Annotated in this window: 23 protein-coding genes; 19 read left to right on the top strand and 4 right to left on the bottom strand. The window is 71.7% G+C overall.

Features of this window, described 5'->3' with window-relative positions:
- Nucleotides 1-154: 154 nt before the first annotated feature.
- Nucleotides 155-715 (top strand): DUF3043 domain-containing protein, encoded by a 561-nt coding sequence (locus QSK34_RS02590; protein ID WP_285579450.1) that lies wholly within the window; start codon nt 155-157, stop codon nt 713-715.
- Nucleotides 716-745: 30 nt separating this feature from the next.
- Nucleotides 746-1,750, top strand: coding sequence for an aldo/keto reductase family protein (locus QSK34_RS02585; RefSeq protein WP_285579447.1), 1,005 nt, complete (start codon nt 746-748; stop codon nt 1,748-1,750).
- 35 nt (nt 1,751-1,785) lie between these two features.
- Here the strand turns inward: QSK34_RS02585 and QSK34_RS02580 are convergent, their stop codons facing one another.
- On the bottom strand, nt 1,786-1,995 hold the full coding sequence (locus QSK34_RS02580) for a hypothetical protein (RefSeq protein ID WP_081898196.1): 210 nt from the start codon (nt 1,993-1,995) through the stop codon (nt 1,786-1,788).
- Nucleotides 1,996-2,112: 117 nt separating this feature from the next.
- Here QSK34_RS02580 and QSK34_RS02575 point away from each other — a divergent pair, with 117 nt between their 5' ends.
- The 6 genes from QSK34_RS02575 to sucB all read left to right on the top strand — a co-directional run bounded on the left by QSK34_RS02575 (nt 2,113) and on the right by sucB (nt 9,212).
- Entirely contained in the window at nt 2,113-2,769 is a 657-nt protein-coding gene (locus QSK34_RS02575; protein WP_285579443.1) for an SCO2322 family protein, read from the top strand.
- A 170-nt stretch (nt 2,770-2,939) separates the two neighbouring features.
- On the top strand, nt 2,940-3,911 hold the full coding sequence (locus QSK34_RS02570; protein WP_285579440.1) for a bifunctional adenosylcobinamide kinase/adenosylcobinamide-phosphate guanylyltransferase: 972 nt from the start codon (nt 2,940-2,942) through the stop codon (nt 3,909-3,911).
- Entirely contained in the window at nt 3,908-4,678 is a 771-nt protein-coding gene (locus QSK34_RS02565) for an adenosylcobinamide-GDP ribazoletransferase (protein ID WP_285579438.1), read from the top strand. Before QSK34_RS02570 ends, QSK34_RS02565 begins: the two co-directional genes overlap by 4 nt.
- A gap of 37 nt (nt 4,679-4,715) precedes the next feature.
- Nucleotides 4,716-6,242, top strand: coding sequence for a leucyl aminopeptidase (locus tag QSK34_RS02560; protein WP_502875346.1), 1,527 nt, complete (start codon nt 4,716-4,718; stop codon nt 6,240-6,242).
- 67 nt (nt 6,243-6,309) lie between these two features.
- Nucleotides 6,310-7,692, top strand: a complete 1,383-nt coding sequence (gene lpdA / locus QSK34_RS02555; protein WP_285579433.1) for a dihydrolipoyl dehydrogenase — start codon at nt 6,310-6,312, stop codon at nt 7,690-7,692.
- Nucleotides 7,693-7,721: 29 nt separating this feature from the next.
- Complete coding sequence (gene sucB / locus QSK34_RS02550) at nt 7,722-9,212, top strand: 2-oxoglutarate dehydrogenase, E2 component, dihydrolipoamide succinyltransferase (protein ID WP_285579430.1); 1,491 nt, start codon at nt 7,722-7,724, stop codon at nt 9,210-9,212.
- 220 nt (nt 9,213-9,432) lie between these two features.
- Here the strand turns inward: sucB and QSK34_RS02545 are convergent, their stop codons facing one another.
- Nucleotides 9,433-10,410, bottom strand: coding sequence for a PLP-dependent cysteine synthase family protein (locus tag QSK34_RS02545; protein ID WP_285579428.1), 978 nt, complete (start codon nt 10,408-10,410; stop codon nt 9,433-9,435).
- Nucleotides 10,411-10,781: 371 nt separating this feature from the next.
- Here QSK34_RS02545 and QSK34_RS02540 point away from each other — a divergent pair, with 371 nt between their 5' ends.
- The 11 genes from QSK34_RS02540 (at nt 10,782) to lipA (ending at nt 21,933) form a co-directional block, all read left to right on the top strand.
- The gene (locus QSK34_RS02540; protein ID WP_285579425.1) at nt 10,782-11,675 is read left to right on the top strand and encodes a TIGR01777 family oxidoreductase; all 894 of its coding nucleotides are present in this window, start codon (nt 10,782-10,784) and stop codon (nt 11,673-11,675) included.
- 58 nt (nt 11,676-11,733) lie between these two features.
- Complete coding sequence (locus QSK34_RS02535) at nt 11,734-12,483, top strand: Type 1 glutamine amidotransferase-like domain-containing protein (protein ID WP_285579422.1); 750 nt, start codon at nt 11,734-11,736, stop codon at nt 12,481-12,483.
- Nucleotides 12,480-13,148 carry a lipoyl(octanoyl) transferase LipB gene (gene lipB, locus QSK34_RS02530; protein ID WP_034382636.1) on the top strand — a complete coding sequence of 223 codons (669 nt, stop codon included), beginning with the start codon at nt 12,480-12,482 and terminating at the stop codon, nt 13,146-13,148. Before QSK34_RS02535 ends, lipB begins: the two co-directional genes overlap by 4 nt.
- A gap of 71 nt (nt 13,149-13,219) precedes the next feature.
- Nucleotides 13,220-13,468 carry a hypothetical protein gene (locus QSK34_RS02525; RefSeq protein ID WP_156045140.1) on the top strand — a complete coding sequence of 83 codons (249 nt, stop codon included), beginning with the start codon at nt 13,220-13,222 and terminating at the stop codon, nt 13,466-13,468.
- A 46-nt stretch (nt 13,469-13,514) separates the two neighbouring features.
- On the top strand, nt 13,515-16,295 hold the full coding sequence (locus QSK34_RS02520) for an NEW3 domain-containing protein (protein WP_285579414.1): 2,781 nt from the start codon (nt 13,515-13,517) through the stop codon (nt 16,293-16,295).
- An 82-nt stretch (nt 16,296-16,377) separates the two neighbouring features.
- Complete coding sequence (locus QSK34_RS02515; RefSeq protein WP_285579412.1) at nt 16,378-18,660, top strand: sensor histidine kinase; 2,283 nt, start codon at nt 16,378-16,380, stop codon at nt 18,658-18,660.
- Nucleotides 18,653-19,054 carry a roadblock/LC7 domain-containing protein gene (locus tag QSK34_RS02510; RefSeq protein ID WP_285579410.1) on the top strand — a complete coding sequence of 134 codons (402 nt, stop codon included), beginning with the start codon at nt 18,653-18,655 and terminating at the stop codon, nt 19,052-19,054. Before QSK34_RS02515 ends, QSK34_RS02510 begins: the two co-directional genes overlap by 8 nt.
- On the top strand, nt 19,044-19,403 hold the full coding sequence (locus QSK34_RS02505; protein WP_161480204.1) for a DUF742 domain-containing protein: 360 nt from the start codon (nt 19,044-19,046) through the stop codon (nt 19,401-19,403). Before QSK34_RS02510 ends, QSK34_RS02505 begins: the two co-directional genes overlap by 11 nt.
- Entirely contained in the window at nt 19,384-19,965 is a 582-nt protein-coding gene (locus tag QSK34_RS02500) for a GTP-binding protein (protein ID WP_285579406.1), read from the top strand. Before QSK34_RS02505 ends, QSK34_RS02500 begins: the two co-directional genes overlap by 20 nt.
- A gap of 48 nt (nt 19,966-20,013) precedes the next feature.
- Nucleotides 20,014-20,982, top strand: a complete 969-nt coding sequence (locus QSK34_RS02495; protein WP_161480206.1) for a M48 family metallopeptidase — start codon at nt 20,014-20,016, stop codon at nt 20,980-20,982.
- A gap of 21 nt (nt 20,983-21,003) precedes the next feature.
- Nucleotides 21,004-21,933 carry a lipoyl synthase gene (lipA, locus tag QSK34_RS02490; protein WP_161480207.1) on the top strand — a complete coding sequence of 310 codons (930 nt, stop codon included), beginning with the start codon at nt 21,004-21,006 and terminating at the stop codon, nt 21,931-21,933.
- Between the two features lie 111 nt (nt 21,934-22,044).
- On the opposite strand, the gene QSK34_RS02485 is transcribed toward lipA, so the two are convergent.
- Nucleotides 22,045-23,763 carry a GH39 family glycosyl hydrolase gene (locus tag QSK34_RS02485; RefSeq protein ID WP_285579401.1) on the bottom strand — a complete coding sequence of 573 codons (1,719 nt, stop codon included), beginning with the start codon at nt 23,761-23,763 and terminating at the stop codon, nt 22,045-22,047.
- Nucleotides 23,760-25,250: a glucoamylase family protein gene (locus tag QSK34_RS02480; protein WP_285579397.1), complete on the bottom strand. Its 1,491-nt coding sequence runs from the start codon at nt 25,248-25,250 to the stop codon at nt 23,760-23,762. Before QSK34_RS02480 ends, QSK34_RS02485 begins: the two co-directional genes overlap by 4 nt.
- Nucleotides 25,251-25,252: the final 2 nt, after the last annotated feature.

Genomic DNA, 25,252 nt, shown 5'->3' with positions numbered 1-25,252 from the left:
CCGCAAAGGCGGCCAAGGCCGCCTGGGTTCACCCTACGCATAACGCACGGGGGCGTCACTAAGTTGCACTCCCGGTACGCTGGACAACGTGTTCCGACGTCGTACCCAGACCACCACGGACGCTACCCCCGTCCCTGATGTTGATCCTAAGCCTGTGACGACCCCGGCGAAGGGCCGTCCGACGCCGAAGCGCGCGGAGGCCCAGGGGCGCCGGCGGTCACCTGTCACCGCGCCGAAGAACCGCAAAGAGGCCTACCGGCAGGCCCGCGAACGTGACCGGCTGCTCCGCGAGAAGGCCCGCGAGGGCATGATGCGCGGCGAAGACCGTTATCTCCCGGCCCGTGACCGGGGCCCGGTCAGGAAGTTCGCGCGCGACTTCGTCGACGCCCGCAGGCTCCCGGGGCAGTACTTCCTGCCCGCCGTGCTGGTCATCATGCTGCTGTCGATGATTCCCTTCCCGATCGAGATCCGGCGCTGGGTGCTGACCGTCTACACGATGTCGCTGCCGGTGGTGCTGGTGCTGGTGGTCGGCAGCTCCTTCTACGTCGCGGGCCGGGTCAAGAAGCTCGCCGCCGCGCGCTTCCCCGACGAAGACCTGAAGGGCGTCGGCTTCTACGCCGCCATGCGGTCGTCGCAGATCCGGCGGCTGCGCTTCCCCAAGCCGACCGTTCGGCCTGGTGGCGCCCCGGTTCCCGACAGCTCCCCCAAGAAGTAGAACTTCGTTCTGGTTGTCTAGAGTTGGCCCATGGAATTCCGCCATTTGGGCCGAAGTGGCCTCGTCATCAGCGAGATCAGCTATGGCAACTGGATCACCCACGGCTCCCAGGTCGAAGAGGAGGCCGCCCGCGCTTGCGTGAAGGCCGCCCTCGACGAGGGCATCACGACCTTCGACACCGCCGACGTCTACGCGGGCACCCGCGCGGAGGAGGTGCTGGGCCGCGCCCTCCAGGGGGTCCGCCGCGAGTCACTGGAGATCTTCACGAAGGTCTACTGGCCGACCGGGCAGGGGCGCAACGACCGGGGGCTGTCGCGTAAGCACATCATGGAGTCGATCAACGGCTCCCTGCGCCGCCTGCAGACCGACTACGTCGACCTCTACCAGGCCCACCGCTACGACGTCGAGACCCCGCTCGAGGAGACGCTGCGGGCCTTCGACGACATCGTGCGGCAGGGCAAGGCGCTCTACATCGGCGTCAGCGAGTGGACCGCCGACCAGATCGCCGCGGCGCTGAAGCTCGCCGACCAGATGGGCTTCGACCGCATCGTCTCCAACCAGCCGCAGTACTCCGCGTTGTGGCGGGTCATCGAGGGCGAGGTCGTGCCGCTGTCGGAGAAGGAGGGCATCGGCCAGATCGTGTTCTCGCCGATCGCCCAGGGCGTGCTGACCGGCAAGTACCTGCCGGGCCAGCCGCCGCCCGAGGGCTCGCGGGCGCTCGACCCGAGCGGTGGCAACTTCATCAAGCGCATGCTCGACGACGACCTGCTGACCCGCGTCCAGGAGCTCAAGCCGGTGGCCGCCGACCTGGGCCTCTCGATGGCCCAGTTCGCGGTGGCGTGGGTGCTGCAGAACCCCAACGTGTCGTCGGCGATCGTCGGCGCCTCGCGGCCCGAGCAGGTGCGCGACAACGTCAAGGCGGCCGGGGTCAAGCTCGACGCCGACGTCATGAAGAAGGTCGACGACATCCTCGGCCCGGTCGTCGTGCGCGACCCCTCCCTCACGAGTACCAACGCTCCCAAGAAGCGCCCCTGAAAACAAAAGGCCCGCCATTTCTCGGCGGGCCTTTTTCATTCCTGTGGACGCAATGACATGCCTTGGTATTCGACCCGGTCGCCGTCGAGCAGCGTCACCTGTTCGACCCCGGATTCCAGCAGGTCACGCCAGCTTTCTCCAAGCCACGACTCGGCGTCGGCCTGACTGGGAAATACCTCGCGCGACAAATCGGCGGCGGATACCTCACCACCATTAGCGTTTTCATAACGCCAGCGCCATGTCATGCCTATGCTCCTGTTCGCGGCCGGTCGTTCCCTCAAGGGGAAATCCGAAGGGTGCCTGGGAACCCTATCTCCCCGAGATCTCCCCGAGCGTCATCACCCGAGCACGGAGGCCATTCCATGCTGCCCTCACACCCCCGCAAAGCACTGATCCGCGTCATACTCGGCGCGGTGGCCCTGGCCGCGGTCGCGGCGTTCGCACCCCAGCCCGGACCCGACACCCCCCGCCAGTGGACCTTCTGGCAGAGCGACGGCCTGGCCTGGCTCGCGCCGGAGGCCGGCGCGGTGCCGGCCGACGGTTCGGTCATCGGCTGGCGCTTCGGCGTCTCCCCCGACGGCACCGGCACCGACTCGCCCCGCGAGGTCCCCGCCTTCGACGACGTCTGCGGCGGGCAGGCCGCCGCCTCGGGCCGCAAGCGGGTCGTCCTGGCGGTCGACTTCGGCGACGGCGAGGTCGACGCCTACCCCGGCGACACCCCGCCCCAGAGCACCGTGACCTGTGTCGTGGCCCCCTCGTCGGCCACGTCACTCCAGCTGCTCTCCTCGGAGGCGACCCGGCCGAGGGTCGACGACAGCGGCAACGTGGTGGCCGTCAGCGGCTACCCCGCCAAGAACAACACGACGGGCAAGGAGCTGCCGATCAGCCAGGCGGCCGGCGCCCCGTCCGCCTCCGCGTCCGCCGAGGACGGCGCGCCGGTCCTGCTGATCGCGGGCGGCGCGGTCGCGGTCGCGGCGGGGGTGGGCGTCTTCCTCCTCCTGCGCCGCCGGTCGGCCTGAAACCTGTTCCCCCAGCCCCGAACCCGCGCACGGCGACCGCCGCCCGGCCCTCTAGGGTTTCGGGCGGCGGTCTCGTTTCCGGTACGGATCGCGCCACCGCCCCAGGTCTCCAGGGCTGACGGAGTGCTCCGGGGTGGGCTCATGGGTTCACGCATGAAGGGGAGACGGGGTTGAAGGTCGAGCTGAGCGGGACGGGCGGGCCCGGGGGGTGGCCGTCCGACGGGTGCGCGTCGTGCCGGTCGGTGCGGCGCGAGCGGCGGCCCCTGTCCGTGGTCGTCGACGACAACGCCCCTCTCGACGGCTACGAGCTGACCCGGACCGACGACGGCGACATCGTCGTGGGGCCCGACGGGGGCAGTCTGCTGTTCGCCAACGGGCCCGGTGGAGCGGGTCCCGGGCCGGCGTTCGACCTGGTGCTGATCGATCTGCTCGACGACCCCTTCCGGCTCGGGGCGCTGCGCGCGCGGGGCCTGGTGAACCGGGCCACCCAGGTGGTGGCCGTGGGACTCGACCACCGGATCCGGTCGGAGGCCGAGCTCGACCGGCGGCTGGCCTACTGGGGCGCCGTCCAGGTGCCCGACGGGACGGTGCTGGAGACCTCCGGCCGGGCCGCCCACGACCCGGCGGGGCCGCACCGGGCGATCGTGCTCGGCGGGACCCGCTCCGGGAAGTCGGAGGAGGCGGAGCTGCGGCTCGCCGGTGAGCCGGACGTCCTCTATGTCGCCACCGGCGACGCCCACGGCGACGCGGCCTGGGCCGACCGGATCGCCGCCCACCGGAACCGCCGGCCGGCCCACTGGCGGACCAGGGAGACCCGCGACCTGGAAGACGTGCTGGCCGCCGAGGCCGGCGCGGTGCTGATCGACGGGCTCGGCACCTGGCTGGCCGGCGTCTTCGACGACCTCGCCGCCTGGGACGACCCGGGCCGGGTCCGCGGCGCCTGTGACGGGCTGGTCGCGGCCTGGCGGGCGACCCGGGCCAGGGTCGTGCTGGTCAGCGACGAGGTGGGCCTGGGCGTGGTCCCCGGCCACGCGTCGGGGCGGATCTTCCGCGACGCCCTCGGCGACCTGAACCGCCGCCTCGCCGACGAGTCGGAGGAGGCGGCCCTGGTCGTCGCGGGCCGCGTCACCCCGCTGCCATGACCCTGCGGAACTGGGGGAACGCCTGGTGGCTGGCCGTCTCCCTGCTGAGCGTGCTGCCGGTGCCGCGGCATTCGCCGGTCGACTCGCGGACCGCCGGGCGGGCGATGGTGCTCGGGCCGCTCGTCGGGGTGCTGCTCGGGGTGATCGCGGCGCTCGTCTTCCAGGGGGCCCGGTGGCTGGGGCTCGGGGGGACGACGGCCGGGCTGCTCGCCGTCGGCACCCTCGCATCGCTGACGCGGGCACTTCACCTCGACGGGCTCGCCGACCTGGCCGACGGCCTCGGGAGCCGGAAGAGCGCGCCCGAGGCGCTGGCCATCATGAAGCGGTCCGACATCGGGCCGTTCGGGGTGGTCGCGCTGATCTTCTGCGTGGGGCTCCAGGTCAGCGCGCTGAGTCAGGTGGGGCCCCATGCCCTGTGGACGTTGCCCGTGGCCGTGGCGACCGGAAGGCTGGCCGTCACGTGGGCGTGCACGCCCCGTTTCCGGGCAGCGAGAGAGGAGGGGCTGGGCAGCCTCGTCGCGGGAACAGTGCGGGTGCCGGAGGCGTTGGCGTCTACTGGCACCTTGCTGATCGTCGCTATGATCGCGTTTCGCGACGTTCCGGTGCTGGTCAGCGCGGTGCCCATCGGGCTGGCCGTCGCCTGGGTCATCCTCGCCACCGCCGTCGGGCGGCTCGGGGGGATCACGGGGGATGTGCTCGGAGCGCTCGCCGAGGTCGCGACCGCGGCGTGCTTGCTCGCCAGTGCGGTGACGTTCACCGACCTGTAAACATCCCCCAACCTATTGGTAGGACGAACCCGAGTTTATGAGTACGGAGAAAGCACAGCTAGCATCGGCTCACGTGACCACAGTGCGCGTCAATGCATCTGACACGGTCTCCATAGAGACCGATGCCCTCGTTATCGGCATCCACGCCACCCCGCAGGGCCCACAGGCCGCGGCCGGGGCCGCCGGGCTCGATCAGGCCCTCGGCGGACGGCTCGCCGCCACGCTGACCGCGATGGGTTTCGCGGGCAAGCCCGAGGAGATCGCCAAGTTCCCCACGTTCGGCGCGATCCCGGCGCCGCTCGTCGTGGCGGTGGGGCTCGGCGCCCCGCCCGCCGACGGCGAGTCCCTGGAACTGGAGACCCTCCGCCGCGCCGCGGGCGCCGCCGCCCGCGCGCTGGCCGGAACGGCGTCGGCCGCCGTCGCACTGCCCGCCACCACGGCCGAGGAGGTCGAGGCGGTGGCCGTCGGCAGCCTCCTGGGGGCCTACGTCTTCAGCCGCTACCAGACCAACGGGCAGCAGAAGGCGCCGCTGGCCGAGGTGGAGCTGGTCACCTCCGCCCCCGACGCCGAGAGCGCGGTCCGGCGCGCCGCCACGCTGGCCGACTCGGTCACCCTGGTCCGCGACCTGGTGAACACCCCGCCGTCCGACCTGTGGCCGGCCCGGTTCGCCGAGATCGCCGAGGAGATCGGCGGCAAGAACGGGCTGACCGTCGAGGTGCTCGACGAGATCGCGCTGAAGGAGAACGGCTACGGCGGCATCGTCGGCGTGGGCCAGGGCTCGTCCCGGCCGCCGCGGCTGGTCCGGGTGGCCTACTCCCACCCGCAGGCCGCCAAGACGCTCGCGTTCGTCGGCAAGGGAATCACGTTCGACTCCGGCGGGTTGTCACTCAAGCCGTCCGCGTCGATGGACTGGATGAAGTCCGACATGGGCGGCGCGGCCGCCGTGCTCGGAGCCCTGCTGGCGGTCTCGCGCCTCGGGCTCCACGTCAACGCCGTCGGCTACCTGTGCCTGGCCGAGAACATGCCCTCGGGCACCGCCCAGCGGCCCTCCGACGTGCTCCACACCTACAGCGGCAAGACCGTCGAGGTCCTCGACACCGACGCGGAAGGGCGCCTGGTGCTCATCGACGGCATCGCCCGCGCCGCCGAGGACTCGCCCGACCTGATCGTCGACGTGGCCACCCTGACCGGCGCGCAGATCGTCGCCCTCGGGTGGCGCACCGCCGGGGTCATGACCAACGACGACGACCTGCGCGGCGCCGTGGTCGAGCTGGCCGGGGCGCAGGGCGAGAGCGTGTGGGGCATGCCCCTGCCCGCCGAGCTGCGCAAGGGGCTCGACTCGCAGGTGGCCGACATCGCCAACCTCCACCCCGAGCGGTGGGGCGGCATGCTGGCGGCGGGCGTGTTCCTGCGCGAGTTCGTCCCCGACGGGGTTGACTGGGCCCACATCGACATGGCGGGACCGGCCTTCAACAAGGGCGAGCCCTACGGTTACACCCCCAAGGGCGGCACCGGAGCCATCACCCGCACGCTCGTCGCCATCGCCGAGCGCTATGCGGGCTGAGCGCACGATCATCAAAGACAAGTGAAAAGATGCCGTACCACGGCAGTATTCATTAGGGAGCTTTCCAGTGGCTGAAGGCAGCGGCCCCTTCGACATCGTTGTCCTAGGCGGCGGTAGCGGCGGCTACGCCTGCGCCCTGCGGGCGGCCGAGCTCGGCAAGAGCGTCGTTCTCATCGAGAAGGCCAAGGTGGGCGGCACGTGCCTCCATCAGGGGTGCATCCCCACCAAGGCGCTGCTGCACGCCGCGGAGCTGGCCGACCAGGCGCGTGAAGGCGAGTCCTTCGGCGTGAAGACCCGTTTCGACGGGATCGACGTGCCGGGCGTGCTCGCCTACAAGGACAAGGTGATCAGCGGGCTCTGGAAGGGCCTGCAGGGTCTCATCAAGAGCAAGAAGATCACCGTCGTCGAGGGCGAGGGCCGGCTCACCGGTCCCAACCAGGTCACCGTCAACGGCGAGGTCTACACCGGGCGCAACGTGGTGCTCGGCACCGGCTCGGTGCCGAAGTCGCTGCCCGGCCTCGACATCGACGGCCAGCGCGTCATCACCAGCGACCACGCCCTGGTCCTCGACCGGGTGCCGTCGTCGGTGATCATCCTCGGCGGCGGCGTCATCGGCGTCGAGTTCGCCAGCGTGTGGCGCTCCTTCGGCGCCGAGGTGACCATCGTCGAGGCGCTGCCCCACCTGCTCCCGCTTGAAGACGAGTCCAACTCCAAGCTGCTGGAGCGGGCCTTCCGCCGGCGCGGCATCAAGTACGAACTCGGTCAGCGCTTCGAGAGCGTCAAGACCACCGACACCGGGGTCGTCGTCACCCTGGAGGGCGGCAAGACCCTCGACGCCGAGCTCATGCTGGTGGCCGTCGGGCGTGGCCCGGTCTCCTCCGGGCTCGGCTACGAGGAGCAGGGCGTCTCGATGGACCGGGGCTACGTCCTGGTCAACGAGTTCTGCCAGACCAGCGTCCCGGGCGTCTACGCCGTGGGCGACCTCATCCCCACGCTGCAGCTGGCCCACGTCGGCTTCGCCGAGGGCATCCTGGTCGCCGAGCACATCGCGGGCCTGCCGGTCGTCCCGATCGACTACGACGGCGTGCCGCGCATCACCTACTCCGAGCCCGAGGTGGCCTCGGTCGGCATCAGCGGCGCGACCGCGCGCGAGCGCGGCCACGACGTGGTCGAGCTGAGCTACAACCTCGCGGGCAACGGCCGCAGCAAGATCCTGCAGACCCAGGGCGAGGTCAAGGTCGTCGCCGAGAAGGACGGCGGCCGCGTACTGGGCGTGCACATGGTCGGCGCCAGGGTCGGCGAGCTCATCGCCGAGGCGCAGCTCATCTACAACTGGGAGGCGACGACGGGCGACGTGGCGCAGCTCATCCACCCGCACCCGACGCAGTCCGAGGCCCTCGGCGAGGCCATGCTGGCCCTGGCCGGCAAACCCCTCCACGTCCACAACTAAGAGCCCTCTAAGGAAGACGAAGACTCACCATGCCTGTCTCCGTAACCATGCCCCAGCTCGGCGAGAGCGTGACCGAGGGCACCGTCACCCGCTGGTTGAAGTCGGAGGGCGACCACGTCGAGGCCGACGAGCCGCTGCTTGAGGTGTCGACCGACAAGGTCGACACCGAGATCCCCTCGCCGTCCGCCGGCTACCTGACGAAGATCCTGGTCTCCGAGGACGAGACCGTCGAGGTCGGCGCCGAGCTGGCCGTCATCGACTCCAACGCCGCCAACGGCGGCGCGCCGGCCGCGCAGGAGGAGCCGCCCGCGGCCGCTCCCGAGCCGGAACCCGAGCCGGAGCCGGAGCCGGAGCCCGTGCAGGCTCAGGCCGCCCCGGCCCCGCAGCCCCCCGCGCCCGCCCCGCAGCCCGCCCCGCAGCCGGTCCAGCAGCCGGCCCCGCAGAGCGCGCCGATCTCCTCGATCCCGCAGCCCGCTCCCCCGGCCCCGCCGCAGAGCCCGCAGCCGGCCCCGGCGGCCCAGCAGGCCCCGGCCGCCCCGGCGCCGTCGGGTGACACGCCCTACGTCACCCCGCTGGTCCGCAAGCTCGCCACCGAGCACGGCGTGAACCTCGAGGAGCTCAACGGCACCGGCGTCGGCGGCCGCATCCGCAAGCAGGACGTCATCGAGGCCGCCCGCGTGCAGCGCGAGCGCGCCACCGCCCAGGCCCCGGCGGCCCCCGCCGCCGCTCCGGCCGCGCCGGCGCAGCAGGCCCCCGCCGCGGCGGCCGCCCCCGCGCCGGTCCAGGTCGACACCACCCTGCGCGGCACCACGCAGAAGATGTCCCGCCTGCGCAAGGTCATCGCCGACCGCATGCTCGACTCGCTGCAGACCACGGCCCAGCTCACCACGGTCGTCGAGGTCGACGTGACCCGCATCGCGCGGCTGCGCGACCGGGCCAAGGCGGCGTTCGAGGCCCGCGAGGGCGTCAAGCTGTCGTTCCTGCCGTTCTTCGCGCTGGCGGCGGTCGAGGCCCTCAAGGTCCACCCCAAGCTCAACGCCGTGATCAACGACGAGACCAGCGAGGTGACCTACCACGACGTCGAGAACCTCGGCATCGCGGTCGACACCGACAAGGGCCTCATCGTCCCGGTCGTCAAGGGCGCCGGCGACCTCAACATCGCCGGGCTGGCCCGCAAGATCGCCGACCTGGCCGAGCGCACCCGCACCAACAAGATCAGCCCCGACGACATCGCCGGCGGCACCTTCACGCTGACGAACACGGGCAGCCGCGGCGCCCTGTTCGACACGCCGATCCTGAACAAGCCGCAGGTCGGCATGCTCGGCACCGGCGTCGTCGTGAAGCGCCCGGTCGTCGTCGACTCGCCCGAGGGCGAGGTCATCGCGGTCCGCTCGACGGTCTACCTCGCGCTGACCTACGACCACCGCCTGGTCGACGGCGCCGACGCCGCCCGCTTCCTGACGACGGTCAAGCGCCGTCTCGAAGAGGGCCGCTTCGAGGGCCAGCTCGGCCTGGCCTAGCCACCTGTCGGAACCCCCGTTCGGCCTCGTGGCTGAGCGGGGGTTCTCGCGTGTACGGGGAAACGCCGGTCCCTGGAGGGCCACGGCCATCACGGTTCACTCGACGTGCGCAGTGCGGGGCGGGATGAGGCCGAGCACCGGGTGAGACGGCCGGTCGTCCGCCTCGGCACCCCCCGCCAGAGCACCGCTACGCGGGTCAGCCCCCGAGCGCCGATGCGGGTCACCAGCCGGTGCGCTGCCGCAGAGTGCCCGTGTGCCGTCCGACGTCCAGTCCCCTCCCCGCTGCCCACCCGTCGTCGTGACAGGTCGCCAGATGCCGGTGGGCCGCGTCGCCGAGCAGCGACACCACCGTGCCCGTCTCTCCCCTGGCCCGCATGCGCTCCACCAGCTCCAGCGCCGCCCACAACGCGGTGCCCGAGGAGGCGCCGACCGGCAACCCGGTCACCTCGCGGATGTGCCGGGCCGCCGCCACACTGGCCGCGTCGGGCACGGGGACGACCAGGTCCACGAGGTCGGGCCGGAAGCCCGGCTCCACGCGTGGGCGTCCGATGCCCTCGATCCGTGAGGGCATCCCGGTGCCGTAGCCGGGCACGTCGAGGGTCCATCCGGGGAAGTAGGCCGAATTCTCGGGATCCGCCACCGCGACCCGGCAGTCCGCACCGTGGGCCCGGATCCACTGGCCGAGGGTGGCCGAGGTCGTTCCGGTGCTCGCGCCCGTCACCACCCAGTCAGGCCGCACCTGCCCGAACAGCTCCTCGGCCAGGTCGTGCGGCGCGGCCCGCCCGAACTGGTCGAGGAAGTGCCCGTCGATCGCCCGGGCGGCCTCGTAGATCGCCGGCGGCGGCGTCACGAATCGGCATTCTCCGCCGAGTTCCTCCACCGGACGTGCCCGCGCCTGGCTGCGCTCGCCCGGCATGACCACGACGTACGGCAGCCCGAGCCGCCGCGCGAACCAGGCCTGGGCCACGGCCGCGTTGCCACCGGTCGCCTCCACCACGGTCACGCCCTCGGTGACCGACCCGTCGAGCACGGCCTGGCGGAACAGCGCCCTGGCGTGCCGGTGCCGCAGGCTCCCCGTCGGCTGCGCCGACTCGTCCTTCAACAGCAGCCTGATCCCGGGCGCCGGCACCGGTAAGTCGATCAGCGGTGTGGGGTCGCCGATCGCCAGCGTTTCGAGTGCTCGCGTGGTCCAGTTCACCGTTTCACCATGTCAGGCGCGACTCGGAGGACGGCGCCCATTCGCTGCCGGCGATCGCGTCACTGCGTGGATCCAGCGCGCCCTGACGACGGCCACCTCGCCCTTTCCGTGGGGCGTTCGGTGGTCGTGGCGGCGGGGGCGGGAGCGGGGGTGGGCGCCGGTTGCGGTGAGCAGGCGGGGGCGGTGGTCGGGGCCGGGGTGGGCGGGAGCCGTAACGGAGGGAGAGGTGTCGTCTCTTGGTTTTGTCTCGACGACCTTGCGCCGGGGGGTCTCGGGGCTGGTCGCTCCGGTCACCGTCCATCAGGGAACACGTTTGAACGAGTCCGCGTCCGGTACGTCACCGAACGGGGGCGTGCTACGAAGGGGTGGTTATGAAGATCGCGGTGACGGGGGCCTCGGGCCTCATCGGGACGGCGCTGACCGCCTCCCTGCGGCAGTCGGGCCATGAGGTGCTCTCGCTGGTCCGCAGACCGCCCACGGGCCCCGGACAGGTCCAGTGGGACCCTTCGGGCGGGGTGCTCGACCCGGCCGACCTGGCGGGCGTCGAGGCGGTGGTCCATCTCGCGGGGGCGGGCATCGGCGACCACCGGTGGACCGACGCGTACCGGAAGACGGTCATGGAGAGCCGCAGGAAGGGCACCTCGACGCTGGTCAGGGCGCTCAACGCGATGGACAAGCCGCCGTCGGTGCTGCTGTCGGGGTCGGCGGTCGGCTACTACGGCGACACCCGCGACCGGGTCGTCGACGAGACCTCGCCCCGGGGGGCCGGGTTCCTGGCCGACGTCTGCGGGGCCTGGGAGGAGGCCGCGCAGCCCGCCCGCCAGTCGGGCATGCGGGTGGTGACCATGCGGACGGGCGTGGTGCTGTCCAAGCGGGGCGGAATGCTGGGGCAGATCCTGCCGATCTTCCGGATCGGGCTGGGCGCTCCCCTGGGGTCGGGCAAGCAATACCTGTCGTGGATCTCGGTGCCCGACTGGGTGAGCGCCGCGCGGTTCCTGCTGGGGGCCGACATCGACGGCGCGGTCAACCTGACGGCGCCCGAGCCGGTGACCAACAGGAGGTTCACCAAGGAGGTCGCGGCGGCGGTGAAGCGGCCCTCGATGCCGCTGGCCGTGCCGGGGTTCGTGCTGAAGACCGCCGTCGGCGGGTTCGCCGAGGAGGGCATCCTGATGGGGCAGCGGGCGGTGCCGGCGCGGCTGACGGCGGCCGGGCACCACTTCTCCCATCCCACGATCAAGGAAGCCCTGGCAGACGCCCTGCGGTGAGGGGGCGTCTCCCGTAGCATGGGCCCCCTCATTTGGCCCGACGAGACGGGAGTGAAGCATGGGACGCAGCGGGCAGTCGCACATCGTCGCCATCGGTGGCGGGTCGTTCCGCCAGACGGAGCGCTTCGGCACGATGGAGGCCACCGGCCTGCTGCGCTACGTGCTCGACCTGACCGGCGTCGACCGGCCCCGGCTGGGCCTGATCGCCACGGCGGTCGGCGACTCCTCCGAGTGGCTGCTGAAGATGTACGAGGCCTTCCGGTCCTTCGACGTCGACCTCAGCCACCTGGCGCTGTTCCCGATGCCCAACGTCGACGACCCGCGCGAGTGGCTGCTGGAGCAGGACGCCGTCTACGTCAGCGGCGGCAGCGTCGCCAACCTGATGGCGCTGTGGCGGCTCCACGGCCTCGACGAGGCGATGACCGAGGCCTGGGAGAGCGGCGTGGTGTTGTCGGGCCAGAGCGCGGGCGCGCTGTGCTGGCACGTGGGCGGCAACACCGACTCGTTCGGGCCGGAGCTGCGGCCGTGGGCCGAGGGGCTCGGGCTGCTGCCCTACTCGTGCGGGGTCCACTACAACAGCGACGTCCAGCGCCGTGACCTGCTGCAGCGCTCGGTCGCCTCGGGCGAGTTGCCCGACGGTTACGCCGCCGACGAGGGCGTCGCGCTCCACTACGTCGGCACCGAGTTCATCCAGGCCGTGACGGTCGATCCCGACGGATACGCGTACCGGATCGAAAGAGATGGTGAAGAAGGGGTCAAGGAGTTCCGTATCGAACCACGGCGACTCGCGTCTACAGTTGACGTGTGAGGCTGGCGATCGTCCGACTTGGTGTCGATGTCCCCTATGAACAGGCGTGGAGCCTGCAGCGGGTCGTCCATCGGCGCCGGGTCGCCGACGAACTGCCCGACACGGCCCTGCTCCTGGAGCACGCGCCGGTCTACACGGCCGGCAAGCGCACCCGCCCCCACGACCGGCCGTCCGACGGCACCCCCGTCATCGACGTCGACCGGGGTGGCAGCGTCACCTGGCACGGCCCCGGCCAGCTCGTCGGCTACCCGATCGTGAAGATCGACGACGTGATCCCCTACGTACGCCTCCTCGAAGAGGTCCTGATCCAGGTGTGCGCCGACTTCGGCGTGGTCGCCGGGCGGGTCGAGGGGCGGCCCGGGGTCTGGGTGCGCGGCGAGGCCCACCACGGCATCCCCGACCGGCGGCTGGGCGCGATCGGCATCCGGGTGGAGCGCGGCGTGACGATGCACGGCTTCGCGCTCAACTGCGCCAACGACCTGAGCTGGTTCAACCGGATCGTGCCCTGCGGCATCCCCGACGCGGGCGTCACCTCGTTGTCGGCCGAGACCGGCCGGCGCATCACGGTCGACGAGGTCATCCCGTTCGCCGAGAAGCGTCTCGGCGACGCGTTCGGGGCCGAGCCGGTGTCGATGTTCGAAGAGGAACTGCTCGGGCGCCGCTGACGCGACCCGCGACGGATAACGCATCGGAATTGGAACACCAGGCGGCCGCATTCCATGCCTAGACTGCGATCATGACGAACGGCGGACCTCGTCCGGACGCGATGCTGGACCACCTGATCGCCGTGCTCTCCCAGCTCACCACGGAGGCCCCGCCGAGCGACCCGCAGGCCGCCGAAGCGCGGGCCATGCTGGAACTCGGGATCGACGTGGCCTACCTCGACGACCCGGAGGGCGCGGCGAAGGCCGCGGAATGGCTGCAACAGCGGGTGAAGCTCATTCTGGGGCAGCTGGAGGAATGCCGGATGGGATTCGTCGAGTAGAGGGGTACTCAAGCCTTCCGGCCGGAAGACCACGACCGTCGGAGGCATGCCGACCCGTACCCTCCGGGTGGTCCTGGCCCTCCTCCTGACGGTCTCCGGGATCACCCTTCTCACCGCACCAGCACGAGCGGCCACCACGCAGCCGCTCACCGTCCGGGTTCTGCTCGTCTCCTGCGTCGCCGACTGCGACGAGGCGGGCCTGGAGGCCCTGGGCGAATCCACCCCCGACTTCTACGCCGAGATCACCTACGCCGGGTTCCCGGTGCACACCACGCCCCGCGCCCCCGACGACCGGTCGCAGATCGCGCCGTTCTGGACGCTCACCCAGCAGATCCCCACGACCGTCGTCGACCAGGAGATCTCGGTCCTGATCAAGGACCACGACTCGACCAGCGGCGACGACTGGGCCGACACCTCGCCGCGCGCGGGCGACCCGTTCACCCGGTTCACGGTCAACATGATCGACGGCGAGGTCACCGGCGACCTGACCGGCACCGGCTGCGTCGCCGGGAACGGCGAGCCCGGCGGCGGCGTCTTCGGCGCCGACCCCAAGCCGTCGGTGCAGCTCTGCCTGGAGATCAGCCCCGGCCCCGGATTCGACTCCGACGCGGACGGGTTCTCCGACTGGGAGGAGTACCGGGGCCGCGACTTCGACGGCGACGACGTCGTCGACATGACGCTCCCGGACGCCGACCCGAACCGCCGCGACCTCTACGTCGAGCTCGACTACATGGCCGGCCACAAGCCCCTCGACGACGCGGTCGCCGACGTCGAGAACGCCTTCGACGTCGCCCCGGTGACCAACCCGAACACCGGCGCGACCGGGATCAACCTCCATCTCCTCGTGAACGAGGAGGTGCCCGCCGCCGACGAGCTCGACTTCGCCGACTACTCCGATCCCGGCGACCGGCCATCGGGGACCTACGACGACTTCGACGACCTGAAGTCGGGCAACCCGGCCAAGCCGTGCGGCGACGGCAACACCGCCCGCTTCATGACGGCGGCCGACCGGTCGAGCCCCCACTGCCAGGACATCCTGAGCTTCAAGCGGCAGAAGTTCCGCTACGGCGTCTTCATCGACGAACTGCTCGGCGGCGGCACCGTCTCGGGCCGGGCCGAGCTGCACGAACGCGGCGGCAACGACTTCGTCGTGTCGCTCGGCGGCTGGGACGGCTTCGGCGACGTCGGCGGTCAGCGGGCGGCCGAGGCGGGCACCCTCATGCACGAGCTGGGCCACACCCTGGGCCTGGCCCACGGCGGCCGGCGCGACAACGGCACCCTCGACGAGGTCAACTGCAAGCCGAACTACCAGAGCGTCATGAACTACATCTGGCAGTTCCCCCGCTACGACTCGGGCCGCCCGCTGAGCTACTCCCGGCTCACCGGTTCGACGCTGGTGGAGAACCAGCTCGACGAGACGCGCAACCCCGGCATCAGCGGCCTGGTCAGGGACGTCTTCTTCACCACCCCCGACCCCCGGGGCGACGTCGACCGCAACGGCGTCCTCGACGACATGGTGTGGAACCGCGCCAACCCGCAGTTCAAGATCGACTGGAACATGGACGGCGACACGAACGACAACCCCGTCACCATGAACGTCAACCGGTTCCCGTGGCTGGGCGGCGACTGCGGCTTCGCCAAGGTCGACGAGACGATGGTCGGGCACACCGACTGGGACCGGCTCGTCTACGACTTCACGAGCAGCCCGCGCTTCTCCGACGGCGCCCACGGCCCGATGCCCGACGAGCTCGACTACACCGAGATGACCCGGAGCGCCTCCCCCGACCTGAAGGCGGCGCTGGCCTTCGACAAGGCCCAGGCCGCGCCCGGCGAGACGGTCACCGCGACCGCCACGCTCACCAACCAGGGCGCGGTGGCCTCGGAGAACGCGACGGTGACCGTCGACGGCGCGACCCGGCAGCTCCCGCCGCTCGGCTGGGCGGCCGAGGCGCTCACCTCGACGGTGCCGTGTGAGGCCGCCGACGGGACGACCCGCCAGAGCACCGCGACCGTGACCGCCTCCAACGAGAACGCCGCGCTGCGCGCCGACAACACGGCCACGGCGGCCTACACGGTCAGGGCGCCCAAGGTGACGACGTCGGTCGCCGCCACGCCGTCGGTCAAGGCGGGCGAGACCGTCACCTACACGGTGACGTACAAGAACGAGGGAGGCTCCGCCGCGAGCGGCGCGAGCCTGACCTTCACCCCGCCCCCGGGCGTGCACACCACCGGGTCGCTGACCCGCGACCTCGGCACGCTGGCCCCCGGTCAGCAGGGCACAGTCACCTTCACCGGGCGGCCGAGCCTGCTCACCGAGGCGGGCACGCTCCAGGCCGCGGCGAAGATCGCCTACGGCTCCAACGCCTGCGCCTACGAGGCGTCGGGGTCGGCGGCGACCACGGTCACGGTCCAGGCGCCGAGCCGCGACCCGATGCCGCCCGCCCTGTGGGCGCTGCGCGGCGACCTGCAGACGGCCGAGGTCCTGGCCCGGGTGCACGCCACCGACCAGCGCTTCGACACCGGCGGCGACGGCACGCTCAGCCGCCAGGAGACGGGGTCGGCGTTCCTGCTCCCGGTGCTGCAGCCCCGGCAGCTGCGGGCCGAGATGCTGGCCACGCTGCTGAACCTGGGCACCCGGCGGATCAACGCCGGCACCCGGGTGGAGACCGTCACGATCAGGAGGCTGGGCCTGAAGACGGTCGGCGACGCCGTCCGGTACGCCCAGGCCACCCTCACCCAATCTCCATCGCTGCAGAACGTGATCCGTTACACCGACGCCACACTGGCGCTCACGGAAATCAACTCGGGTATCGCCGAGCGTTATTGACGCCGGAGGACGCGGGCGCCCCATGGGTGCCCGCGTTTCCCTTTGTTTACATCACGCCGGAAAGTAACTATCTTGCTCCCACATGGGCGGCGCCATGGAGCGCACCCGCATGCGTTCGGGGGCGCTGAACGTCGCTCTGAACGAGACGAGAGCCATGGGTTTCAATCGTGACACGATCAGGTCTAAGGCGTTCTCCCTGCTCGTCGTGCCCCTGCTGGCCCTGACCGCCGTCTGGGCCTACGTCGCCGTCACCTCGGTCGCCGAAGCGACCGGCCTGTTACGGTCCGGCGAGCGCTACACGGCCTATCTGCGGCCCGTGGAGGCCCTGCGCGACGCCCTGCGGCAGGAACGCCGTTTCAGCGTGGCCGCGCTCCGCGACGCGCGCGTGAGCGCGCGCGAGTACCTGTCCCAGCGGCGCGCCGACACCGACCGGGCGGTGGCCGACTTCCGGGAGGCGACGGCGCGACAGGACCCGGCCGACCTGCCGAGCACGACCCGGCTGCTGCTGGCCCGGCTCGACGGGCTGACGGCCGTGCGGGGCTCCGTCGACGGAGGGGTCTCGACGGCGGTGACCACCATCGGCGTCTACAGCGACCTCGTCGACGAGATCTACAACTTCACCTCCAGCCTGGCCAAGGACGGCGGGCTCACCCCCGAGCAGTACTCGCAGGTCCGGTCGCTGAACTCGCTCGACTTCGGGCTCGACCTGCTGGCCCGCGAACAGAGCCTCATCGGTTACGCCATCGCCGACGAGAACCTGGCCCCCTCGATGCACGCCACCTTCGTCGAACTGGTCGTCAGCCGCCGGTTCCTGCTGCGCAACGAGGCGGCGGCGCTCGACCCCGGCGTGCGGGCCGGGCTGGAGGAGCTCTTCGCCAGGCCCGTCTACAGCGCGCTGACCGAGGGCGAGAACCGCATCGCCGCCTTCGTGCCGACCGACGGCGAACTGCCCTACGGCCTGCAGCAGTGGCTCAGGAACGGCACCGAGGTCACCGGCGAGGTCGAGCGCCTGACCGGCGCGGCGATGGACCGGGCACTCGGCGCGGCCGACCAGCGGGTCGGCACGATCCTGTGGCGGACGGCGATCATCACGGGCGTCGGCCTGCTCATCGTCGTCGTGTCGGTGCTGATCTCGGTCCGCTTCGGCCGCCGCCTCGTGCGCGAGCTGGGCGACCTGGAGACCTCCGCCACCGACGTGGCCCGGTCGCGGCTGCCCGACCTGGTCCGGCGGCTGCGCGCCGGCGAGTCGGTCGACCCGGTCCAGGAGACCCCGCGGGTGGCCGAGGGCCGCACGGTCGAGGTCAGGAACGTTTCAGGGGCGTTCAACCACGTGCTCGGAGAGGCCGTGCGGGCCTCGGTCGGGCAGGCCGAGCTGCGGCGCAGCGTCGGCCAGGTGTTCCTCAACCTGGCCCGGCGCAACCAGTCGCTGCTGCACCGCCAGCTGGCCCTGCTGGAGGTCATGGAGCACCGCGTCGACGACCCGGCCACGCTGGAGGACCTGTTCCGGCTCGACCACCTCTCGACCCGCATGCGCCGGCACGCCGAGAACCTGATCATCCTGTCGGGCGCGGCGCCGTCCCGCCGGTGGCGGGAGCCGGTGCCGATCCTCGACCTGGTGCGGGGCGCCGTCACCGAGGTCGAGGACTACACGCGGGTCGTGGTCCAGGAGATGCGGCAGGCGCCGACCGTGCAGGGCTCGGCGGTCAACGACCTGATGCACCTGGTCGCCGAGCTGATCGAGAACGCGACCGTGTTCTCCCCGCCCGGCACCCGCGTCTACGTGCGCGGCGAGATCGCCGCCAACGGCTACGCGCTGGAGATCGAGGACCGCGGGCTCGGCCTCGACCACGCCAAGCTGGAGGCGCTCAACCGGCGGATCGCCGAACCGCCGGAGTTCGACCTGGCCGACAGCGAGCGGCTCGGCCTGTTCGTGGTGGCCCGGCTGGCCGCCCGGCACGGCGTGCGGGTGCTGCTGCGCAAGTCGCCGTACGAGGGCGTGACCGCGATCGTGATGATCCCGCCGGGCCTGCTGGCGGTGCCGGACCAGCGGCAGGTCGGCTACTTCTCCTCGCCCCCGCCGGCGCCCGTCCAGGCGCCCCCGGCCCGGCACACCCCGGCGCCGCCGTCCGCGCCGCCGGTCGTCGTCCCGGACGACCTCGACCTGGAGGGACTGCCGCAGCGCGTCCCGCAGACCCATCTGGTGGCGCCCCTGCGCGGGGAGGCGCCGCCACCAGAGGCACCACAGCAGACCGGCGCGGAAACGGGCTCCGCCGAACGGCGGGCCGGTCTGATGACGTCCATGCAGCGCGGCTGGGAACGCGGCCGGCGCGAAACGGGGATATGGAAGGACAGGACCGATGGCTGATCTCGCCAGGGAACTCGACTGGTTGCTCGACGACCTCGTCCGGCGGGTGCCGGGGGTGCGGCACGCGGTGGTGCTCTCGGCCGACGGGCTCGCGATGGGCGGCTCCCAGGGGCTGAACAGGGAGGACACCGAGCACCTGGCCGCCATCGCGGCCGGGAGCCACAGCCTGGCCCAGGGAGCGGGCCGGCGGTTCGGCGTCGGCAACGTCCGTCAGACGATCATCGAGCTCGACGGGGCGTTCCTGTTCGTCACCGCCGCCGGGGACGGCGCGCGGCTGGCCGTCATGACCAGCCCCGACACCGACCTGGGCGTGGTCACCTACGAGCTCACCATGCTCGTGAAGCGGGTCGGGGAGCACCTGAGCTCGCGGCCAAGGGCGGTACATGGCCGCTGACGAGGACCCGGAGCCAGGACCCCTGGTCCGGATGTTCGCCGTCACCGGCGGACGCGCCCGCCCGGTGGGCGAGGCCTTCGACGTGATCGCCGTGGTGACCACGATCGGCATGCCGTACGACCCGGCCGGCCTCTCCCCCGAGCACCTCGCCGCCCTCCGGGTCGCCACCCGGCCCACCACGGTGGCCGACATCGGCACCCGGTTGCGGCTGCCCCTGAACATCACCCGCGTGCTGCTCAGCGACCTGCGGCGCGAGGGACTGGTGTCGATCGACCCTCCGGCGGCCACGGCCGGAGTCCTGAACGAGCGGATCTACCAGGAAGTGCTCAATGGACTACGCGCGCTCTGACGGCCGGTCCGGCGCGCTCGCGATCAAGATCCTGATCGCGGGCGGGTTCGGCGTCGGCAAGACGACCATGGTGTCGGCGGTCAGCGAGATCCAGCCGCTGTCCACCGAGGAACTGCTCAGCGACCGCGGCGTCCGGGTCGACGACACCAGCGGCGTGGAGACCAAGACGACGACCACGGTCGCCCTCGACTTCGGCCGGATCACCCTCCGCGAGGGCCTGTGGATCTACCTGTTCGGCACGCCCGGGCAGGACCGGTTCTGGTTCATGTGGGACGAACTGGCCATCGGGGCGCTGGGCGCGGTCGTGCTGGCCGACACCCGGCGCCTCGGCGACGCCTTCCCCGCGGTCGACTTCTTCGAGCAGCGGCGGATCCCGTACATGGTGGCGGTCAACCTCTTCGACGGCGCCCGGCGCCACGATCCGGCCGTGATCCGCCGGGCGCTGGCGGTGCCCGAGCACGTGCCGCTCGTGCCGTGCGACGCGCGCGAACGGGAGTCGGTCAAGGAGGTGCTGCTCACGCTGGTGCGCCATGCCCGGGAGATGTCCCGGGTCGGGGCCTGACGCGTATAGGGAATGACAGCACGGCGCCCGGATCCTCACAATGCTGACATGTCTCGTGCGCCGGCCGTTCTGGTCGCCCTCGTGGTGCACCTGTTCACCCTCGCGTTCGTGGCGGTCGGCGTCGCGCTGATCGCCGCGGCCCCCGGTTTCCTGCCCGCCTGGCTGCTCGGCCTCTTCCTGGTCGCGGTGGGGGTCATGCTCCGGCCCCGCCTGGGACGGGTGCCGCCCGACGCCGAGGTCCTCCCCGAGGAGCAGGCCCCTTTCCTGTACGGCCTGGCCGCGCGCGTGGCCGCCGAGGCCGGGGTGCCCCGGCCGCTGGTGGCGGTCCACGACCTGGGCCTGGGGGCGACCTACGAGCGGGTCGGCCTGCGGCGGCGGCCGGTGCTGACGATCGGCCTGCCCGTCTGGCTGGCCCTGTCCCCCTCGTTGCGGGTGGCCCTGCTGGCGACCGCGTGCGCCCAGGACCGGCTCGACGACGGCGTCGTCGTGGGCGGGGCGAAGGCGACGCTGGCCGAGGTCAGGGTGGCCCTGTTCGGGCTCGGCGCCAACGAGGTGCGGCAGCGGGCCCACCTGGAGATGGCCATGACGCTGGGGGCGTGGGCGCCCAAGACGGCCTACGAGACGGCCGGCTGGTTCGGGCGGATGCTGGGCTGGATCGTGGGATGGCCGGCGGTGGTCGCGGGAGCCCTGCTGGACCGGCTGACCCGCGCCCGCACGGCCCGCGCCGAGGCCGGGATCGCCGCCACGGCGGCGGCCGTCGCGGGCCCGGACGCCATCGCCGAACTCGCCGAGGTGATCACCTCCCGGAGCTACCTGGCCCCGATGCAGGCCGCCGCGCTGCGCGGCGAGGACGTGACGACCATCCGCCGGGCCGCCCTCGACCGGGCGGCGGTGCGCGAGATGACCACCGGCGACCCCGGCCCTCCGGTGGCCGTGCTGACCGAGTCGGAACACGTCGATCAGGAGCTGCGCACCCACTACGAACGGGCGGTCAGGGGGCTTGGCCTGCTGTCCTGAGCGAGGGCATAAGCTGTCAAGGTGAGTGTTGCCCCTGACGGCCGTAAGCTCCTCCGCCTGGAGGTGCGCAACAGCCAGACCCCGATCGAACGCAAACCAGCGTGGATCAAGACCCGGCTGAAGACGGGCCCTGAATACACCGAACTGAAATCCCTCGTCCGCCGCGAGGGCCTGCACACGGTGTGCGAAGAGGCGGGTTGCCCGAACATCTACGAGTGCTGGGAAGACCGCGAGGCGACCTTCCTGATTGGCGGCGACCAGTGCACCCGGCGCTGCGACTTCTGCCAGATCGACACCGGCAAACCCGCCGAATACGACCGCGACGAGCCCCGGCGCGTCGCCGAGTCGGTCCGGCAGATGGGCCTGCGCTACGCGACCGTGACCGGCGTGGCCCGCGACGACCTGCCCGACGGCGGCGCCTGGCTCTACGCCGAGACCGCCCGGCAGATCCACGAGCTGCTCCCCGGCTGCGGCGTCGAACTGCTCGTGCCCGACTTCAACGGCAACGCCGACCAGCTCGCCGAGGTCTTCTCGGCCCGGCCCGAGGTGTTCGCCCACAACATCGAGACGGTGCCGCGGATCTTCAAGCGCATCCGCCCCGCCTTCCGCTACGAGCGCTCCCTCGGCGTGATCACCATGGCCCGCGAGGCCGGCATGGTGACCAAGTCGAACCTGATCCTCGGCATGGGCGAGGAGCGGGAGGAGGTCGTCCAGGCGATGCGCGACCTCCACGAGGCGGGCACCGACCTGCTGACCATCACCCAGTACCTGCGCCCCAGCCCGCGCCACCACCCGGTGGAGCGCTGGGTCAAGCCCGAGGAGTTCGTCGAGCTCCAGGCCGAGGCCGAGGCGATCGGCTTCGCCGGGGTGCTGTCGGGCCCGCTGGTCCGGTCGTCCTACCGGGCCGGGCGGCTCTACCAGCAGGCGATCGAGCAGCGCGCCCGCGCCTGACGAGGCGGTTCACGGAACGGCCGGGGGAATGATCCCCCGGCCGTTCGTATGGGCGGCGCAGGGGCGATCCGCGTCGTTGTCAGGGTCCGCCGGCCGATCCCGCCGAGAGGCTCATGGGGTCGTGATCTCCAGGTAGGAGACGCCCGGCATCGGCAGGTCGAAGGCCACCCTGATCTCCCGGCCGCTCGTGGTGACCGGCGGGGTGAGCTCCTCCAGGACGTCGGCCGCCCGCAGCCGCTCCCACTCCTCGCCGGTCGGCCAGTCGGTGGTGCCGTGCCAGTGGGCGCGGATGTTGGAGTGGCGTTCGTCGATGCGGTGGTGGGTGACCGTGTGGTCGCCGTCGGCCAGGTCACTGATGGTCAGCGTCACCGTGCGGGCCAGGTCGGGGTCGCCGTCGGCCTTCGCCTGGTTGAGGGTGCCGTTCCAGAGCAGGACGCCGACCGTGCCGTCGGCGCGGCGGGCGGCCCAGACCTCCACTCCCCCGGCGTCGCCCCCGACCTTTGCGGCCAGTTCCTCGTCGCCCAGGCGGTTGGCGAGTTCGAGCGCCCACCATCGGGGTTTGCGCAGGTTGCCGACGCTCAGCAGGCCGAAGCCGCCGTGGAAGAGCCGGGGTGGGCGGCCGAGTTCCTCGAAGTGGTCGGAGGCCACCCAGTGCGACAGCGCCTCCAGCCGTCCCGCCGCCGACTTCATGCCGTGCAGGAGGAAGGACGCGCCGAAGGGGCCGTCGCCGATGCCGTGGAAGTGGGTGGGTGTCGGGCCCCATTCGGTCCACCAGATCGGGGTGCCCTCGCGGCCGTGCCGGGCCAGCGCCGGGCGCCAGTCGAGCGGGGCGTTGCCGTAGGTGTGGGTGGAGACGAAGTCGACCGGCAGGTCCCGGGCGATCAGCTCCTCGACCCAGCCGTTGGCGGCCGACGAGGGGCCTCCCACCCGCAGGTCAGGGTGCACGTCCTTCACGGCGGCGGCGCTGATCTCGTACAGGCGGAAGTACTCCTCCGGGGTGCCGGACCAGAACACCTCCAGGTTCGGTTCGTTCCAGACCTCGAAGGCCCAGTTGTCGACCAGCTCCTCGAGGCCGTAGCGGTCGGCGCAGTGCTGGGTGAGGGCGCGGACGAGGTCGCCCCAGGCGTCCCAGTCCTTCGGGGGGCTGATGATCGCCTCGTAGCCGAAGACGGTCTTCGACGGGTCCGACGCGAGCTCCTCCGGCATGAACGACAACTCCACGACGGGCCGCAGGCCGATCTCCATGAGGGTGTCGTAGATCTGGTCGACCCGGGAGAAGTCGTAGCCGTCGTCGAGGATCCTCACCTCGTCCAGGATCGCGTGGGCCCGCACGGTCGCCACGCCCAGTTCGGTGTGCGCGAGTCTGAGGGCCTCGACGAGCTCCTTCTCCTCGAACATGTACGACAGATGCTCCGACCCGATCATGAACCGCCACGGCCGGGGCAACTCCCGGGCGACGGTCCCGGAGACCTCGACCGTGGCCACGCCCGAGCCGCCCGGCGACCCGTGCACCGGCGAGCCCGCCGGGCCGCCGACCGCCGACACGCGGTACCAGCACGGGTCCTGGCCCGTGTCGACGTAACGGCACGACGGCACCGCCGCGACGTCCACGTCGGGCTGGCTCGTCACCCCGTAGGGGCCCTCGCGGAACGGCGAGCGTTCGACCGTGTAGCCGGTCGCTCCCGGGACCGGCTCCCAGGTCAGGGTCACGCAGCCGCGGCCGGGGGTGGCGCGCAGGCCCCCCGGCGGGGGGAGGTCCACGGGCGGGACCGTGGTCACCTCCCCCGACGAGCGATGGATGCGCGCCTGCCAGTCACGACGGGCCTTCACGAACGGACCTCCCAGGTCTCCTGCGACAACACCGGCTTCAGGGCCCTCTCGACGTCGCGGGAGGCGAAGTAGCCCCGCAGCCTGTCCCCGGTCAGCCGGTTGCCGAGCGCGATCATGATCATGCCCTGGTCGAGGGCGAGGTACTGCTTGGCGACGGTCCCGCTCTTCACGGCCACCGCGTCGTAGAAGCCGCCGGGGCCGTAGGAGTCGAAGTCCTTCTTGATCTTGGCGAGGTTGGCGAGGGCGTCCTTCTCGGCGTAGCGCAGCGCCAGGAAGGAGGCGTGCGGGGTGACGACGCCGTCGCCGTAGGACGTGGGCTCGGGCTTGGCCGGGCGGCAGTCGCCGTAGCCGTAGTCGACCGAGGTGCGCTCCTGGTCGGAGGCGTAGCCGTCGGTGTCCATGCCGATCGCGTCGACGCCGTACTCGCGGTAGCCGCCGGCCGGGTTGTTCGACGGGGAGAAGCCCCAGTAGCCGTACTTGGCGTCGTCGAGCCCGTGGACCTTCTGGGCCTTCACGTAGACCGGGTGGTTGCGGCCCCACGACTTCGCGCCCCAGACGTCCTCGGGTACGAGCTGCGGCACCATCAGCGCCTCGAACATGCTGCCGCCCCACGTGGGGACCAGCCGCATGCCCTTGTAGCCGTAGGTGCCCTCGAAGACCCGGACCCCCTCGAACGTCTGCCACGACCCCTCGGCCCGCTGCTCGGCCCAGCCGAAGTCACAGTTGTCGTTGGGATGGGTGCGCAGCATGCCGAAGTAGTGCGCGCGGGGGATCTGGCCGAGGACGATGCCGACGTAGGAGGTGATCCGGGTCTCGGTCATCGCGCCGTAGTGGTGGCAGGTCGAGTAGACGGTCGTGCCCGAGTCGTTGTAGTCGCTCGGGGTCGAGCAGCCCTCGGGCCTGTCCGGCCAGAAGCCGCCGCGCAGCAGCCCGGTGCCCTGGGCGGCGGCGCCCTGCGGGTCGTAGTAGGACGAGAAGTCCATGCTCCGCACCAGCTTGTCCGCGTCGCGGGCGACCGACGGCACGGCCGAGCGGATCATGAGTAACGCCGCGCCGAGCCAGCCGTTGTCGACGCTGGAGGCGAACGGGGCGACCGGGTCGCCGCTGTCGGGCCAGGTCGTCACGAGCGCGAGCGTGTGGGGGTCGTACCAGTTGAAGAACTGGCCGGTCGGCTCGTGGCGTTCCAGCTTCTGGACGTTCTGGAGCACCTTCGCGACCCGCTGCTCGGCCTCCCGCTTCGAGATGATCCCGGTGTCGCGGGCGGCGACCGTGCTCCACAGGTAGGTCGCGATGTTGGTCGGCGAGGTCACCTTGGCCCGCGTCGCGGGGTCGAGGGTGCCCTCGATCTTGTCGGCCGGCAGGCCCGTCGCCGGGTCGACCATGGCCACCATGGACATCCAGGTGTCCTTCGCGTAGGTCGTCAGGGTGTTCTCCGCGGGTGCTGCCACCGGGGATACGGCCAGCAGCACGGCCAGCGCCATTCGCATGC

This window comes from Herbidospora sp. NBRC 101105, from assembly GCF_030269205.1.
In the GTDB taxonomy this organism is placed as follows: domain Bacteria; phylum Actinomycetota; class Actinomycetes; order Streptosporangiales; family Streptosporangiaceae; genus Herbidospora; species Herbidospora solisilvae.
Note: the sequence above shows the minus strand (reverse complement) of the source record. Positions and strands in the feature narration are given on the sequence as shown.

What these genes read in the sequence shown, in the direction of transcription:
- QSK34_RS02585 (WP_285579447.1), top strand. Translation starts at nt 746, where the DNA reads ATGGAATTCCGCCATTTGGGCCGAAGTGGCCTCGTCATCAGCGAGATC.
- QSK34_RS02580 (WP_081898196.1), bottom strand. Translation starts at nt 1,995, where the DNA reads ATGACATGGCGCTGGCGTTATGAAAACGCTAATGGTGGTGAGGTATCC.
- QSK34_RS02575 (WP_285579443.1), top strand. Translation starts at nt 2,113, where the DNA reads ATGCTGCCCTCACACCCCCGCAAAGCACTGATCCGCGTCATACTCGGC.
- QSK34_RS02565 (WP_285579438.1), top strand. Translation starts at nt 3,908, where the DNA reads ATGACCCTGCGGAACTGGGGGAACGCCTGGTGGCTGGCCGTCTCCCTG.
- QSK34_RS02560 (WP_502875346.1), top strand. Translation starts at nt 4,716, where the DNA reads ATGAGTACGGAGAAAGCACAGCTAGCATCGGCTCACGTGACCACAGTG.
- sucB (WP_285579430.1), top strand. Translation starts at nt 7,722, where the DNA reads ATGCCTGTCTCCGTAACCATGCCCCAGCTCGGCGAGAGCGTGACCGAG.
- QSK34_RS02540 (WP_285579425.1), top strand. Translation starts at nt 10,782, where the DNA reads ATGAAGATCGCGGTGACGGGGGCCTCGGGCCTCATCGGGACGGCGCTG.
- QSK34_RS02535 (WP_285579422.1), top strand. Translation starts at nt 11,734, where the DNA reads ATGGGACGCAGCGGGCAGTCGCACATCGTCGCCATCGGTGGCGGGTCG.
- QSK34_RS02525 (WP_156045140.1), top strand. Translation starts at nt 13,220, where the DNA reads ATGACGAACGGCGGACCTCGTCCGGACGCGATGCTGGACCACCTGATC.
- QSK34_RS02520 (WP_285579414.1), top strand. Translation starts at nt 13,515, where the DNA reads ATGCCGACCCGTACCCTCCGGGTGGTCCTGGCCCTCCTCCTGACGGTC.
- QSK34_RS02515 (WP_285579412.1), top strand. Translation starts at nt 16,378, where the DNA reads ATGGGCGGCGCCATGGAGCGCACCCGCATGCGTTCGGGGGCGCTGAAC.
- QSK34_RS02510 (WP_285579410.1), top strand. Translation starts at nt 18,653, where the DNA reads ATGGCTGATCTCGCCAGGGAACTCGACTGGTTGCTCGACGACCTCGTC.
- QSK34_RS02505 (WP_161480204.1), top strand. Translation starts at nt 19,044, where the DNA reads ATGGCCGCTGACGAGGACCCGGAGCCAGGACCCCTGGTCCGGATGTTC.
- QSK34_RS02500 (WP_285579406.1), top strand. Translation starts at nt 19,384, where the DNA reads ATGGACTACGCGCGCTCTGACGGCCGGTCCGGCGCGCTCGCGATCAAG.
- QSK34_RS02495 (WP_161480206.1), top strand. Translation starts at nt 20,014, where the DNA reads ATGTCTCGTGCGCCGGCCGTTCTGGTCGCCCTCGTGGTGCACCTGTTC.
- QSK34_RS02480 (WP_285579397.1), bottom strand. Translation starts at nt 25,250, where the DNA reads ATGCGAATGGCGCTGGCCGTGCTGCTGGCCGTATCCCCGGTGGCAGCA.